General features: G+C 38.4%; 16 protein-coding genes. 9 read left to right on the forward strand and 7 right to left on the reverse strand.

Annotated elements, in window-relative coordinates:
• Positions 1 to 5: 5 nt before the first annotated feature.
• Entirely contained in the window at positions 6 to 512 is a 507-nt protein-coding gene (locus RCC89_19225) for a phosphoribosyltransferase family protein (GenBank protein WMJ75274.1), read from the reverse strand.
• A 134-nt stretch (positions 513 to 646) separates the two neighbouring features.
• On the opposite strand from RCC89_19225, the gene RCC89_19230 reads away from it, so the two are divergent.
• The 8 genes from RCC89_19230 to RCC89_19265 all read left to right on the forward strand — a co-directional run bounded on the left by RCC89_19230 (position 647) and on the right by RCC89_19265 (position 7,184).
• On the forward strand, positions 647 to 889 hold the full coding sequence (locus RCC89_19230) for a type B 50S ribosomal protein L31 (GenBank protein WMJ75275.1): 243 nt from the start codon (positions 647 to 649) through the stop codon (positions 887 to 889).
• 63 nt (positions 890 to 952) lie between these two features.
• A complete protein-coding gene (locus RCC89_19235; protein ID WMJ75276.1) occupies positions 953 to 2,104 on the forward strand; it encodes a GlmU family protein in 1,152 nt (383 codons plus the stop codon).
• A gap of 97 nt (positions 2,105 to 2,201) precedes the next feature.
• Entirely contained in the window at positions 2,202 to 3,302 is a 1,101-nt protein-coding gene (gene holB / locus RCC89_19240; GenBank protein WMJ75277.1) for a DNA polymerase III subunit delta', read from the forward strand.
• Positions 3,303 to 3,304: 2 nt separating this feature from the next.
• Complete coding sequence (locus RCC89_19245; protein ID WMJ75278.1) at positions 3,305 to 3,745, forward strand: RimK/LysX family protein; 441 nt, start codon at positions 3,305 to 3,307, stop codon at positions 3,743 to 3,745.
• Positions 3,746 to 3,757: 12 nt separating this feature from the next.
• Positions 3,758 to 4,636: a 30S ribosomal protein S6--L-glutamate ligase gene (gene rimK / locus RCC89_19250; protein WMJ75279.1), complete on the forward strand. Its 879-nt coding sequence runs from the start codon at positions 3,758 to 3,760 to the stop codon at positions 4,634 to 4,636.
• A gap of 2 nt (positions 4,637 to 4,638) precedes the next feature.
• Complete coding sequence (hemC, locus tag RCC89_19255; GenBank protein WMJ75280.1) at positions 4,639 to 5,574, forward strand: hydroxymethylbilane synthase; 936 nt, start codon at positions 4,639 to 4,641, stop codon at positions 5,572 to 5,574.
• 54 nt (positions 5,575 to 5,628) lie between these two features.
• Complete coding sequence (locus RCC89_19260; protein WMJ75281.1) at positions 5,629 to 6,246, forward strand: peptidylprolyl isomerase; 618 nt, start codon at positions 5,629 to 5,631, stop codon at positions 6,244 to 6,246.
• Positions 6,247 to 6,272: 26 nt separating this feature from the next.
• Positions 6,273 to 7,184: an SDR family oxidoreductase gene (locus RCC89_19265; GenBank protein ID WMJ75282.1), complete on the forward strand. Its 912-nt coding sequence runs from the start codon at positions 6,273 to 6,275 to the stop codon at positions 7,182 to 7,184.
• 777 nt (positions 7,185 to 7,961) lie between these two features.
• On the opposite strand, the gene RCC89_19270 is transcribed toward RCC89_19265, so the two are convergent.
• From RCC89_19270 to RCC89_19285, 4 genes are all read right to left on the reverse strand, one after another.
• Positions 7,962 to 8,612: a hypothetical protein gene (locus RCC89_19270; protein WMJ75283.1), complete on the reverse strand. Its 651-nt coding sequence runs from the start codon at positions 8,610 to 8,612 to the stop codon at positions 7,962 to 7,964.
• A 673-nt stretch (positions 8,613 to 9,285) separates the two neighbouring features.
• On the reverse strand, positions 9,286 to 9,630 hold the full coding sequence (locus RCC89_19275) for a hypothetical protein (GenBank protein ID WMJ75284.1): 345 nt from the start codon (positions 9,628 to 9,630) through the stop codon (positions 9,286 to 9,288).
• A 295-nt stretch (positions 9,631 to 9,925) separates the two neighbouring features.
• On the reverse strand, positions 9,926 to 10,186 hold the full coding sequence (locus tag RCC89_19280) for a hypothetical protein (protein ID WMJ75285.1): 261 nt from the start codon (positions 10,184 to 10,186) through the stop codon (positions 9,926 to 9,928).
• Between the two features lie 10 nt (positions 10,187 to 10,196).
• Entirely contained in the window at positions 10,197 to 10,793 is a 597-nt protein-coding gene (locus RCC89_19285; GenBank protein ID WMJ75286.1) for a hypothetical protein, read from the reverse strand.
• A 347-nt stretch (positions 10,794 to 11,140) separates the two neighbouring features.
• Between RCC89_19285 and RCC89_19290 the strand changes: the two genes are divergently transcribed.
• On the forward strand, positions 11,141 to 12,439 hold the full coding sequence (locus tag RCC89_19290; protein ID WMJ75677.1) for an IS4 family transposase: 1,299 nt from the start codon (positions 11,141 to 11,143) through the stop codon (positions 12,437 to 12,439).
• Positions 12,440 to 12,538: 99 nt separating this feature from the next.
• On the opposite strand, the gene RCC89_19295 is transcribed toward RCC89_19290, so the two are convergent.
• Positions 12,539 to 13,360, reverse strand: coding sequence for a tetratricopeptide repeat protein (locus RCC89_19295; protein WMJ75287.1), 822 nt, complete (start codon positions 13,358 to 13,360; stop codon positions 12,539 to 12,541).
• Positions 13,360 to 15,810, reverse strand: a complete 2,451-nt coding sequence (locus tag RCC89_19300) for an RHS repeat-associated core domain-containing protein (protein ID WMJ75288.1) — start codon at positions 15,808 to 15,810, stop codon at positions 13,360 to 13,362. The genes RCC89_19295 and RCC89_19300 overlap by 1 nt, the downstream gene beginning before the upstream one ends.
• Positions 15,811 to 15,842: the final 32 nt, after the last annotated feature.

Below are 15,842 nucleotides of genomic sequence, written 5' to 3' on the forward strand. Positions count from 1 at the left end.
AAAAATTAACGTAAATACACACCAAAATTCTCTTCGTCAAGCACCACTTCCACATGCTCTTTGATGGTTGTTGACAAAGAATATCCAACATAGTCAGCCCATACAGGAAAAAGTTTGTGGCTCCTGTCTACCAACACCGCTATCTGCACTTTCTTAATTTCCACATTCAACAAAGGCCTAAGGCTGTAAATAAGGGTCTTGCCTGTATTAAGGACATCGTCTACAATAACAACAGATTTGTGCTTCAATGACTTAAGATCACAATCAAATGTCACTTCATGTTGCTCCGGATCAGGCTTGTCCAGTTGCACCTTAACCAGTTTTACCTTCAGGTCAGATACCTCTTGCAATGCATCTTCAAGCATTTTGGCAAAATAATATCCCCTGTCGTAAATACCACAAAGAACCACTTCCTGCTCATTAACGTTTTGCTCGTATATTTCGAAAGCAATACGCTTGATTTTCTGCAGAACCTGCTTTTTATTTAATATTAAGTTAGCGTCTGAAACCATTCTTTATTAAGAAAATGTAAGCGAATATAAGATATATAGTTCTCAAATTAAAAAAACAAAAGATTATTTGTTAAAAATTAATATTATAGGTACCTTTGTGTCCTTTTTGAGAAAAACCTTAAGTAAAAATAAGCATGAAAAAAGATATCCATCCAGAATACAGAGAAGTTGTATTTCATGATACTTCTAGCGACTTTAAGTTTCTTACCCGTTCCACTATCAAGTCTAACGAAACTGTAGAGTGGGAAGATGGAAAAACTTACCCTGTTGTTAAAATAGAAGTTAGCTCTGCATCTCACCCTTTTTACACAGGTCAGAAGCTATTTGTTGACACTGCTGGTAGAGTTGAGAAGTTCAACAGAAGGTACAAAAAATAATTACACCTCAACAAAGCGTAATCTAAAGAGTCTTATTATAAAGACTCTTTTTTTATTTAAGGTATGAACTATATTCTTTTCGACGACCCGGCTATAAAAAACGCGCTTCTACCTTTAACGTTTACGCGCCCTGTTTCACATATCAGGGTCGGGATACTCACCATTGCTGACAAATGGGCGCATTATTACAAAGCCGCCCCTGCTGGATATAGTACAGAAAAATACCTTGAACCAAAGTACCCCTCTTTTTCTGGGGACGCCATACGTATCAATGGCGCTGTCTGCCCCACCCCAACTTTACTACAAGCCATTTCATCGCTTAAACCAGGACAAGCGCTACAGCAAGAAAATACGATCATCGCTTACAACGGCAGTGCTTATGACCAAGCCATCCCCTATAACGAAGCCCTAACAGTCATTAAAAATACCTGGGATATCTTTTCCAATAACGGTGCTCAAATCAGGGCGGACTTTACATTGATAACTGCTGGCAGGAAATCACAGGAGATTCATGATCCTTATACAAAAGTATACCACCCTGAAAATGTATTCGTAGAAGATGGCGTACAGGTAAAAGCAGCCATTATCAATGCAGAAAACGGCCCTGTCTACCTCGGGCGCCATTCCCAAGTGCTGGAAGGTGCGATAATAAGAGGCCCCCTTGCCCTTTGCGATGAAGCCATTATAAATATGGGCGCAAAATTACGAGGAGATAACACGATAGGCCCATGCTCAAAAGTAGGTGGCGAGGTTAGCAATTCTGTAATTTTTGGATACAGCAATAAATCGCACGACGGTTTTATTGGCAACACTGTCATAGGCGAATGGTGCAACCTTGGCGCTGACACCAACACGTCAAATATGAAGAATAACTACGGGAATGTTCAAGTGTATAATTATGCTGCCCAAGGTTTCGTTAATACCGGCAGGCAGTTTTGTGGCCTGGTCATGGGAGACCACTCAAAAACCGGTATCAATACCATGTTCAATACAGGTACCGTTGTAGGTGTGTCTGCCAATATTTATGGCGGCGGTTTCTTGCCTAAATTCATTCCTTCGTTTTCATGGGGCGACAATGAAAAGACAGTCCCTTACCAATTAGAGAAAGCTTTAAAGACGGCAGAAGTAGTCATGTCAAGAAGGAAAATTGGATTTGAGCAAGCAGATGCCCAAATATTGGAACATATTTACAAAGATACTTTCCCAGAGCAATAAATTCTCTCGGTCAGGTATGGCACAAAACTAAAATTTACCGTATTTTAGAACCTCACACTAAAAGGAGAGAATTTTGTTGTTTTCTAGCATACCCGGAATGTCAGGGATTAAAAAGACCCTGATTTCTTCTGTACAAAATAACCATATTGCGCATGCACAGCTTTTTGCCGGACAAAACGGCAGTGCAAGCCTGGCACTCGCATTGGCTTATGCCACTTATATTAATTGCGAAAACAAAACTGAACATGACGCTTGTGGACAATGCCCCTCCTGCTTAAAAATCAACAAGCTCATACACCCTGACTTGCACTTTATATTTCCGGTAAATACTACAAAAACAGTTACCAAAGATGCCACCTGCACCACCTTTATGAAGGACTGGCGGCAGTTTTTACTGGAAAACCCATACAACACCTTGTCTGGCTGGGGGCAGCATATAGGCGCAGAAAACAAACAGCTAAATATTTCAGCCGACGAAGCCAGAAATATCATTAAAACAGTCTCCCTAAAAGCTTATGAAGGAGAATACAAAATAATGATCATGTGGATGGCCGAGCAAATGAACGTAACCGCTGCCAATGCCATTCTAAAAATTCTAGAAGAACCGCCCGAAAAAACCGTATTTCTCCTTATATCAGGTGATCTTGAGAAGATATTGCCTACTATTCTTTCCAGAGCGCAGGTATTTCGCATACCTCCTTTCTCAGATCAGGAAATTTCTTCCCATTTGGTCAATGAGTTAAATATTGAGCAGAACAAGGCCGAACAGGTCGCATATTTGGCCGATGGGAACCTGAATGAAGCGCTCAAACTGCTATCAGACCTCAATGAAGATAACCTAGGGCAAGTAAGCAATTGGTTGAGGTCTTGCTATAAAAAGGACTTTGCCGAACTCATCAGTAGGGCTGAGAGCTTCCACAAGCTTAACAAAGACAGCCAAAAAGGATTTTTCCAATATAGCTTGAACATTATCAGAGAATCTCTGGTTTGCAAATATGCCAGTGAAGACTTTCTCAGACTAAAAGAAGAGGACTTAAACTTCATTGTCAACTTTTCGAAAATTCTAGACCACCATAAAATTGACAAATTGAACAAAGAGTTTAATGAAGCGTCTTTTCATTTGGAAAGGAATGCCAGTCCTAAAATCGTATTTCTTGATGTTTCCCTAAGTGTATCCTCTATTTTACATGGGAACTAACTATGGCAAAAGAAAAAAAATTGCTTGGCCGAAGTGACAAAGTAGATCTTCCCGACCTCGACCTGTACAATGTTAGCGCAAAAGTAGACACAGGCGCCTGGACTTGTTCGCTGCACTGTAAAAAACACTGGACGACAGGCAGCAATCCTGTTACACTACATTTTATACTAGGCAAAATAAATCCTGAGGATCCTAATAAAGAATATACCACCCAAAGCTTTTCAGTAAGGGTAATAAAAAATTCTTCAGGCTTTGCTGAAAAGCGCTTTATTATAAGAACAAAAATCACCTTATTTGGCGAAACTTACGAAACAGAGTTCTCCCTTTCGAATAGGTCTACAATGAAGCACCCTATTCTATTGGGAAGAAAGTTCTTGAAAAGTAATTTCTTAATAGATGTTACCAAATACAATTTATCATACAAACAAAAAGCTCAAAAATAAACTTCCATCAGAATGAATATTGCTGTTTTATCAAGAAATCCCAACCTTTACTCCACAAAACGGCTGGTGGAAGCTGCAGCAGAGCGGGGGCATGAAGTTAGGGTATTGGACCACTTAAAATGCTATGTAGGCATAGAGGCCAACAACCCTACAGTGTACTACAAAGGAGAGCAAATAACAGGTGTCGATGCCATTATTCCTAGAATAGGAGCCTCTGTGACCTTTTATGGCGCTGCAATAGTGAGACAGTTTGAGATCATGAATGTTTTTTCCGCGACCAACGCACAAGCTTTGGTAAAGTCAAGGGACAAACTGCGGTCGCTACAGGAACTTTCCCTGGCTGGCATCAATGTTCCCAAAACAGCTTTTGCCAGTCAAACCAAAGACATAGACAGTTTAATAAACAATGTGGGCGGCACGCCTGTGATCATTAAGCTTTTAGAAGGAACGCAGGGCATTGGTGTTGTATTAGCCGAATCAAAAAAGGCGGCAAAATCAGTAATAGAAGCTTTTTATGGTCTAAAAGCAGATATACTTATCCAAGAGTTTATTCAAGAATCTGCCGGCCAAGACATTCGTGCTTTTGTCATCAACGGGCAAGTGGTCGGCGCCATCAAAAGGCAAGGGCATGAAGGAGAGTTCCGGTCAAACCTTCACCGGGGCGGAGCGGGTCACCAAATAGAACTTTCGCCCCAAGAACAAGAGGCTGCCCTAAATGCTGCAAGTGTGATGGGGCTTAATATTGCTGGCGTTGACATGCTCCTTTCAGAAAGAGGGCCACTTATCGTAGAAGTAAACTCTTCTCCTGGCCTTCAAGGTATTGAAACAGTAACAAAATTAGATATAGCAGGAAAAATCATAGAATTCCTGGAAGAAAATCAAAATAAGTAATAATGAAGGAACTAATCAGAATCGGAAGCAGGGCAAGCAAATTAGCACTTTGGCAAACCTACTATATTGAAGACCGCTTAAAACAAGCAGGTTTTGCCACAGAAATTTTTTCCCTTGAATCAAAAGGCGATAAAGTCCTGCATACATCATTTGCAGAAATTGGCACCAAAGGTTTGTTTACAGAAGAACTAGAAGACAAACTTATCAGCGGTGAAATAGATATAGCTGTACATAGTGCCAAAGACATGCAAACTGACCTGGGCAAAGACCTGGAACTAATAGCCTTTACAGAAAGAGAAGGCTGCCATGATGTACTCCTGAGCCTTGACAAGAACTTTAACATAGACGACTCTTCAGAAAACTGGCTTATCGGGACGTCTTCGACACGTAGAAATGCACTGCTGAAGTACTATTACCCACATACTAAAACCACCGAAGCAAGAGGAAACCTTCAAACAAGAATGAAAAAGCTTGAAGATGGCAAGTTTCAAGCTATGATACTTGCCTATGCAGGTGTACACCGGATGGGAATGGAGTCTTATATCGTCAAGAACTTTGCTACAGATGAGTTTACTCCTGCTGTCGGCCAAGGCTGTATTGCGGTTGAAGCATCTAAGAACCTAGACCCGCAAAAAAGAGCGGCCATCCGTAATGCAGTAAACCACCAGACCACAGAAATTTGTCTGTTGGCAGAAAGGGCATTTTTAAAAAAATTAGAAGGCGGGTGCAGCATACCGGTTTTTGGTTTAGCCACCATCAACAATGACCAACTATCTATCTCCGGTGGAGTTATTAGCCTAGATGGAAAAGAAATGATCAAAACATCTATGACAGGATCAACAGAACACCCTGAGCAATTGGGTCTTAAACTTGCAGAAGATATCCTAAGCAAGGGAGGAGGCAAGGTTTTAGAAGAAATAAAACGAGTTAGGTCATAACAAAATGACCAAAAACAGGTTTTTAGTCATTTTGATATTAGCACTATGAAAGCAATGAGGTTTATATTATTGTTAGTCTTTTCACTTTCAGTATTAACTGAAATACATAGCCAGCCTTGGAGAAAAAAGGAAGAAATCGCCATCATTAAAACTGATTTTGGCGAAATGCATGTCATCCTTTATGATGAAACACCAGCCCACAAAGAAAACTTTTTAAAACTTTGCAGGGAAGGGTTTTACAACGGTACAACCTTTCATAGGGTTATCAAAAATTTCATGATTCAAGGAGGAGATCCAAACTCTAAAGATACCATAGCGGGAAATGAAGGCCAAGGGGGACCAGGTTATACCCTACCACTTGAAACAGATCCCCATATCGTACACGAAAAAGGTTCGCTGGCCGCTGCCAGGTTAGGCGACAATGTAAACCCTGAGAAGAAATCTAATGGTTCTCAGTTTTATATTGTCCATAACCCTAAAAAATGCGTGCACCTCAATGGATCATATACTGTTTTTGGCAAAGTGATCAAGGGAATGGAAGTTGTGGACAGTATTGCCGTACAACCTGCATCTATGGCGGGAAAGCCTCACGAAGACATAAAAATGTCAACCGAAACAAAGAAATACTCCTTGAAGAAAATTAAAAAGATATACAACTACGAAAAACTGTAATTTTTTATTCTGAAAAAACTTCCGATATGAAAAAAAGAGTACTTATAACAGGCGCTAATGGCTTACTGGGACAAAAACTAGTACAACTCCTACTGGAAGACCCTCTCTATGACTTGATAGCAACAGGCAGAGGCGACAACCGCCTTCCTTATAAAGATAAAGGCTATACGTATGTTTCACTTGACATCACAGACAATGAGCAAGTAGACGAGATAGTTACCAAACTAAAACCTGAGGTGATTATAAATACCGCTGCCATGACCAATGTGGATCAGTGTGAAGATGACAGAGAAGCATGCTGGATGCAAAATGTACAGGCCGTACAAAACATGGTAGATGCAGCAGAAAAAAACAAGTGCTTTTTGATACACCTCTCCACTGACTTTATCTTTGATGGCCAAGAAGGTCCTTATGATGAAGATGCTACGCCAAAACCGCTTAGCTACTATGGAGAAACTAAACTAGGAGCTGAGAAAATAATCAAACAAAGCAAAATTAAATGGGCGATAGCCAGAACAGTCTTGGTATATGGCATTGCACACGACATGAGCCGGAGCAATATTATCCTATGGGTCAAGAAAAATTTGGAAGATAAAAAGCCTATTCAGGTAGTCGATGACCAGTTCCGCTCTCCTACCTTAGCAGAAGACCTGGCTATGGGATGCTATTTGCTCATGGAAAATGGCGCTACAGGTATTTACAATATTTCCGGGAAAGAGGTTCTCACTCCATACCAGATGGCGATTAAAACTGCGGAGTTCTTTAATTTGGACAAAAGCTTAATTACCAAAACTGATTCGACAAAATTCAAACAAAGAGCACCGAGACCTTTGAAAACAGGTTTCTTGATTGACAAAGCGATCAACAAACTTGGGTATGATCCAAACTCTTTTGAAGAAGGCATTAAGCTGATATCGGAGCAGATGGCTAACCGGTAAAACCAAAAACTAAGTCGCAAGTGTGCAAGGTATGCACGACCTTACAAAAGACGATGTATTAAATACTTCGAACATGAGGTCAAAAATTGTACACTTGTGACTAGCCATAAGAAAGAACCTGTCAAAATTCCCGAAAACTATTGATTACACAGCAGCCTATCGTTTGCGCTGGAAGTTTTTGCTGCAAACTTCTTATAACGACCCTCAGCACACCCCTAAATTTCAACTTAATTCCCGCAAAACATCAACAAAAACCCAAGAACAGGGTTAAATAAAAACCACAATAAGAGTTTTTCGACACAAAAACACCAAAACTGCATTAAAAATCAGACTGTTTTTCAGAAAACAAGAATATATAAAAACCTTGTAATTACTTATAATACAGAATAAAAGACGCAAAAAAGGTTGAAAATATTCGATATTCTAAAAAAAATATGCCATTTTTGCAGAGAAGTTCGAAAGGAGCTTTTTGTCAAATGAATAAATGGCAAGAATGTATATTTCTCAAGGACAAGGCCGGAAAATGGCATAGTATTTGAGTATTAATATACAGGTTCAACAAATGAAATTTCCGAAGTTCTGCGAAATCAGAATTGGATAAAAAGTCTTATTGATCAATTATATTCAGGGTTTTAGGTTCCTGTTTAGTTGGTAAATAGGTTAATAAAATGGTTAATGGGCTCTCCGTCTGGTAAACGGAGGGTTTTTTATTTTCCCTCCTTTAAAAAAGATTCCCATCTGGTAATCTTCAAAAATCCATCAAATAAGAGTTATCAGCTATACTAATAAATGCTTTTTAACATCTTCTAAAAAAATTGTATATTCATTTAAAACATCACTGAGTTTCACACTATAAAATTTAGGTTCATTTTTGGTGTTATTATAGATTAGTGATAATGCAAAGACTACAGGAAATTCCGATCCACGATGTAAATGAGTTTCAGAGTTGATGAACGAATGTTTATATGCATTCGAAATCTCATTTAATAAGTTTAATAACTTGAAATGACGTTTGCGCAACTCTGGCAAAAAATGTTCATATTTAATAAAATTTCCTATCGATTCAATTTTAATTCTACCTGGATAAGTTTGATTTTTTTTATGATAATCTAATATGTAAAGCATAGAAATTAATTCGTCACCGGTTCTCCTAAGCCAATAAATAATCTGCTCAGTCAAGAATTTTTGTTTGTAATATTTATGAGTCAATTTGATGGCAACATTAACGTCGTAATCTTCACGATTATTTATAATTTCAAAATCTTCATAAAGCGTAATTATCAAATCATTTACGTTATCAAATCTTTGTTGTATTTCTTCCCAACTCAAGATTAAGTTTCCATAAGGAGTATTGCTTGGCAGATTCGGTATGTCATTATCATTTAAAAAAGCATAATGTTTTTTCAAAACTTCAATAATTGGATACATGGATTTAACGGTTTTATACGAAATCTTGGACGCATTACAGCTAATAGTAGACGGCCGTGAGAGTATCTCCCACGGTGCACCCCTGCCTTTGCCGGCAGGCAGGTCTCACACCACTGTATCCCGATAGCTATCGGGAGATCTCGTATACAGCGGTTCGTCAAGTAATATAGAAACTTTTTCGTAATATTCCTGCAAAGATTCGTACCCTTTCCTCTTTAACCTTTCCAATGTAATAGTCGTGACCATAATCGGACTTTGAGCAATTGCCCAGCCTCCCATATAGGACTTACTCCATAGGTACGCCCTTTTATGGGTGCATGCTTAACCGTGTCAGATTTACCCTTCTTCTTTGGGGTCTTTTCTAATCATGCCAGATACATTATCTTATACGGCTTCTAAGCCAACTATCAAGATAAATAAAGGACTTTGATAAAGCAACGGCGCTAAAACTTTTAAGACATATTGATCCAGAACAGGGAATAGTTAGAGGTAGTATCGGTCAATCAGTCGAGGCTATATTGTCCAGTATAGATAATATTGAAACATATTTAATTTGATGGTATCGATAATAGTTTGTCAATAAGTCAGAATCTCTAATTTCATTACAATTAAAGGGAGTGCTATTACAAGCTAATAACAAAGGTATTTCTAAGGTCCAGAGAAATATTTAATTTCATCTTATTCTTATTGAAAATTCCTTTGTAAGTTCTCTAATGACTGTTTTACTTGCAGTTTCCATATTTATAAATCTTTTCTCGCCATTATTCATTGTTATCTCAAAAGTCTTTTCTTTCCCAGATACAGGGTTTCCATATGCTTCAAAAAAGGTCATCGGTAAAAAATTAATTGTAGATTTAACCCAATTCACCTTAGTATCCTGATAGTTAATTGCTTTAATATCATCATAGCAAAATTTCACCTCTTTATTAGAATCTATTAAAGCATTATTTCTAATAACACAAAAAAAGGTGTCAAAAAAGATTAATTTTCGGTTTTTATCTAATGCGTATTCCGACATAACAGTATAATACTACCCATCCATAGGACCACTACACTTCATTTCTAAATATTTTTTTCTTCTTTTTCCTTTCATATTTCACTAATTTAACCATTATAAATCAATTAAAGTAGTGGTATGAAAATTGGGGAGTATTATACTAAAAGTAATGCCCGAAAAATATAACACAAACTATAAGCTTACAATGTTTTAGGTCAAAGATACGCTAGCGCTAATCTTCGACCAGGTGGAGCACGACCAGGAAAGGGTAATTTTTACCAGCCAAAGAGGAGAGCAGTCTACTCATTGGTCAGCTTTAAATCAGTTTTCCAGCAAGCCCAACCAATACATCTATTCCTTTGCTTATATTTCTAATAGCATTAGCCTTGTTAGCATTTGACTTAGTTGCATCTTTTACTTCCTTTAAAACATTAGCAAGATCTTGCTTACTAATTCCAGTCTCATTAATAATGTCTTCAATTTCTTGATCATTAAGTCTTGTCAAACTGGACATTTGGCTTTTAAAATAATCATCTGTCGATTGACCAGCTTGATTGGCGATTTCGTTCCAATTCATAGGCATTGTATTAATTGTTTAATAGTGAGTTGATAGAGTTATTTAGTTCGTTAATATTTCCAGTTATGTCTCCTGATCTAATTATAAACTCGTCAAGTTCAGTTTCAATTTGGTTTAAATCAAACCTACTCAGCGTGAGATTTTTGGCATGTTGAAATGCTTTTTGGCGCTCTTCATTTACTTTTATATTTGACTCTATCAAGTTCCTTAATTCCGTTGAGGCTTCCTTAAATAATTTGTAGTCGGAATTTAGTTTTTCAATTAGCTTAATACGTTGACTTTCTAGGGCACTTTGCATCATATCTCTTCTAGAGCTAATTACAGGAACGACACTTTGTATCATGTTGGGAAATTCTTCTTCATAATTAACACCATTAGGTATCCGTGTTTTGAACTCTTTCAGATATTTAGGAGTGTATTCATTTTTTATAAAATTATCGACTTTTTCTCGCTTGTCATTAAACATTTTGTTCAGTAGACTTAGATTGAGCTCATGCATTCGTTCTCCTTCACTGATTATGGCATCTGTCAAGGTCAACGTTTGAATTGGTAATTTTGCACACGATGCAAATACTACCAAAATAAATAAATAAATGGTCTTTTTCACGTTTTATATGGGTTTAAAGTAAAACTTCTTTAAATGCTACACAACAATTGTATATACAAAAATACAGGATACACGTACTTTATATTTTCATAATCTAAAAAAGCAGGTCGACGATTATCAATGATAAAATTATTTGCAAACCTTTAATACCATATATTAAATTATCTAAAAAATATTTAGTTTCAAAAGAGTTTATTCAATTCAATGTCGTTTAGTTAAGCTTTTCTTGTTGTATTGGTAAGATATTTTTTTGTAAATTGTGAGGGTATATAGGGACTAATAAAAACCCTGACTATAGAGAAGAACTAACCAAACATATCAGCCATGAGATTAACTGTAAAGAGTTCATTAGCCGTGTTAAAGACGGCTGTGAAAGGGTATTCTCTAGACAAAGAAAGCTGGATATCAGGAAGTTAATTGTTTTTATCATGTCTTTTAAGTCAGCATTGCAACGTGATCTTGACAGATTTTACAAAGCAATGTCCAATAGCGATTTTAATATTCGCGAGGTTACTAAAAGCGCCCTTTCTCAGTCCAGATCCAAGCTAAATCCATGGGCATTTGTTAGGTTGAACGAAATAAGTGTGGATTTTTTCTACAAAAAGGCCTCCTATTACACATGGCATGGCATGCGTACTCTTGCTGTTGATGGCACCCGTCTTCAACTTCCAAATCATCCCACAGTAAAAGAAGAATTTGGGGAATATATGTTTGGGCCTAAAGCAAGCACTCCTCGCTCTATGGCAATGGGTTCTATGCTTTATGATGTACTTAATCACATAACTCTCGATGCAGAAATAGCACCTTATGCTTCAAGCGAAAGAGATTTGCTTGTACAGCACCTTAAAAAAGTTGAAAAGGGCGATTTGCTCCTTCTGGACAGGGGATATCCTTGTTTTTGGTTGTTTTTTCTGCTTAAAGCCAAGGGGGTAGAGTTTTGCATAAGGCTTGAGAATGAATGGTGGAAAGAAGTTGAAAGTCTGATGGCCAGCCCTGAACAGGAACGCATAGTGAAGTTTCGGCTCCCTAAAAAAGACCATGGTAAACTGAGTGAATACCCGGAAATTATCAGTCAAGAAATAGACTGCAGGCTTATAAAAGTAAAGCTTGAAACAGGTGAGACAGAAATACTTTGTACTTCCCTGACAGATTTAAAAAAATACGATATTGAGGAGTTTAAGCGGCTTTATCATTATCGGTGGAATGAGGAAGAGTGCTATAAATTACTGAAAAGTCGTCTTGATCTGGAATCTTTTTCTGGAAAAACGGCAAAGGCTGTACGTCAGGATTTTCATGCCAAAGTTTTCCTTTTAACACTATGTGCAGCATATTGCCATCCTATTGAAGCTAAAGTCCTGGCTGAATATGAGGAGGAGCAAAAGGAACAGGAACAAAAGGAAGAGGAACAGAAAGAAGAGAAAGGAAAAAAGAAGCGAAAATACCGGCAAAAACCTAATAAGACAAATGCTTTAGCAAACTTAATGGACATGCTTATCCCAATTTTCCTTAAAAGAAAATACCGAAAAGCCGTTAAAGCATTTGATGATATTGTCTCCAGAACCAAAGAAGTTGTAAGGCCAGACAGAAAAGTAGATCGACCTAAAAAAATAAAAAAACCACACTCGATGAACTATAAAAAACTGTGACCATTATCACTAACTAAACGACATTGCATCCCATAATAGTACAGTCCACTCTCCTCGTCTTTCTCCTTCCCACAGAACCTAGGTTTTATGTATTTTAATTTATTTCCTACACTCCTCTAATTCTTCACTAATATCCTTTGAGAAGTTATTTATTTCCAAATGCAAAAAATCCTGACAAGCTTTCTCTTTTTCCCCAATTTCATTATACGCTAATCCTCTAATAAAAAATGCTTCTAAGTTTAAAGGGTCAATTTTTATAGAATGAGAACAATCTCCTATTGCTTTATGATATTCTCCTGAATAAAATAATGCTGCGCTTCTATCAACAAAATACTTAGACTGGTTAGAATCAAATTTTATTGCTTTTGTATAATCTTCAATTGCCTTTTTATATTCCTTTATCTCTTGGTAGGAAATAGCTCTTACGTAATAGGATTCTGCATCGGTAGAATCTAAATCTATATCATATGAAAGATATTTAATTGCTGAACTATAATTACCTAATTTTGAGTAACACACTCCTAAACCAAAATTTACAACTTGATTGGTTGAATCAATTTTACGAGCAATAAGAAAAAGATTTCTAGCATCTTGGTATTCTCCCAAACTGAAATAAGCATCACCCATATTAATATGGATAGGAGCATCATACTTCCCTAAGTTTAACGCTTTTTGCCAATCATTTATAGCTTGGTCATAATCCCCAAGTTTATTATAGGAAAATCCTCGCATATCATAAACATCCGCATCGGTAGAATCTGCATTTACAGCTTTTGTAAAAGCTTCTACGGCCTCTTTCCATTTCTGAGAATTAACATACTTCATTCCCTGATCATAATACAGATCCTTCTGATGGCTTTGGCCAGAACAAGAGATAATCCAAAATATTGAAATGAAAATAAAACATCTTTGTATCATCATTACTTAAACTTAAATCCTGCTAATACACTTAAGGACTTACCCCTATGTGCGAATGCAGCAAAACCATGGGACATATCTCCTAAACTCTTTATTTGACTTAGATCTGTGATCTCTCCTGACATTAATGAATTAAAGTCTGCTTCATTCATATATAGCATTGAAAAATCTTTCATTAACTTTTCATTATTATTCTTGTAGTTTAAAGTGGCTTCATACCCTTGGGACAATGCTGCACTCAATAAAGCTTGATCGATGTTTGTAAATATTTCATCATTTACAAATGAAAGCGGTAATAAGGTATATGGTTCTGCTTTGCCCAATACCACTTCAGCCATATTTACAAGTTCCATTATATTCCCAATCTCAGACAATCCTTTTGCAACAAGTTTTAAAGTTTTAGTCGTAGCAGTATTAGGCATGTGCCCAGTTGTTCTAAAATGTTTATTCCCTAACTCTCGTGGTGTTCCGTCTTTCTTTAATGTAGTTTGATAATTTTTACCGTTACTACTTCCAACAAGTCCTTCTTTGCGGAGATCCTTTTGAATAGTTTCAGCTTTCTTTTCTAAAAGTTGACTGCCTTTTTCAGTAGCAGCCTTAACTGTTTCATCTCTTAAAGCTTGCTCTGCAGAATTTAATTTAGGACTCTCTTTATTTTCATTAGAAGGTTTAATATCCTTAGGATTAAATTGAGGCTTTTCAACCCTTGTATTATCTGCTTGCGCTACATACTTGTCCGATACATTTGATACATCAATTTTCTTTGACCACCCAAATTCCTTTAATGTTTTTTCTGGTACTCCTTCTTCTCCTGTATAAGTATACTCTTCCCCTGATTCATGGGTATACGTTCCTTGTGCAATATTATCATTTCCGCTTCCACCTCCAGAAGGTTCATCTTCCATACCTGAAGGGTCAATTCTATTTATCGGATTATTACTTGCGTAATGGTAAGGAGTTTTATTAGGATGCTTACCAGTCATTTTATCAACACTTGTAAATCTGCACGTCCATGCAGAATACATCCTGGCTCCCATTGCATACAATCCACTTTCCTCGTCTTTTTCCTTCCCACAGAACCTGTAGCGCTTTTTACCATAGCTCCCGAAGGAAGTCTCCCCAAAGGGCGTATACTCCTCCCTGTTTACCAACGTACCATTTGTATCTAATTGTATACTGCTGCTGCCCAGATGGTCTTCGAGGTTGTACTTAATAGCAGGGGTGATGTCACCCATGGCATCGCCAAGGCGTATGGTGGCTATGCGGCTCTGGTCGTCCATGATGTGCAGGGTGTTCTGCTCTGTGGTACTGCCACCGTACTGCCCTATTATCCACTGGCCTATTTCCAAATCCGGTATCGCTGTACCCTGGTCATATACACCAATAGTCCACTGGCCTATCTCCAGGTTCGGGATGGCATAGGCAGCGGCACTGATGCTTTCCCTGGTATGCTCAAATATCCCGTCTATGTAGGTAGTGCTTTTATAAGAACCGTCCTGCTTTTGCACCAGCTTTTTTATGCGGTTGCCGCCACTGTCATACAGATAAAAGGCATTGAGACTTGGTTCTCCCTCACCTGCCTGTATGCGGAAGGACTTCAGCCGGTCTGCGTAGTCCCATGCAAAATGCCGGGACTCTCCTTCTCTTATGATATTGCCGTTTACATCATGTATAAAGCCATAAGCCGTCTGCCCTATGGTAATGTCTTCTAATATATTCTTATTTTCTGTGTATGTAAAACTTCTTGTAAAGTTTCCGCCGGTGGCTATGTGCTGCAGTCCCTGAATGTTGCCCATCTTGTCATAGCTGTAATGTTGGGTATATCCGCGTGTCAGTGTGGGGTCATGGCTCCTGTACGTATCGTCCCAGGGCTCAGCAGCGGTGGTGGCTGTTTCCCTTCCGGTGGCGGAGAGTAGCCGGTACAGGGCATCGTATGTATAGTCTTTTTCCAGTATGTCCGTGCCGCCTACGCCGCTGCCGGGGGCACGGTTGATGATGGAGGTGATATTTCCCGAAAGGTCGTATTCATAAAAATTGTCCTGCCGCACGGTTCCGCTGGCGTAGTTATAGGCAAGGCCGTTTTTCTCATACCTTTCCGTACGCAGCCTTTTGAGGCGGAAGTTGTCCTCGTCATAGGCGTAGCGTGTCATCATGCCGTTGCCAAAAGCTATCAGGGTTCGCTGTCCGCGGGCATTGTAGGCAATGCGCTCCACGTAGACCTGCTCTTCTGAAGCTTCTGTATTCTTCAGCCCCACTTGCTCCAATGCGCCCGAGCGGTTATATCTAGGAAGGAGTATTTTCCGTTCCTGCTCCACGTCTTCGGGAAATTGCATTTCGGTTACCCTGTTCAGGGCATCATATTTCATGCCTGTAACATAGGCAAAACTGTCCAGAACAGCTTCTGTGAGGCTTTCCCAGTCTGTACGGGGGGCATCTGTACCTGCGGAGACCAATGTTGCATCGAAGTTTATTTCTCAAAATAATG

This window comes from Cytophagaceae bacterium ABcell3, from assembly GCA_030913385.1.
Classification (GTDB): domain Bacteria; phylum Bacteroidota; class Bacteroidia; order Cytophagales; family Cytophagaceae; genus ABcell3.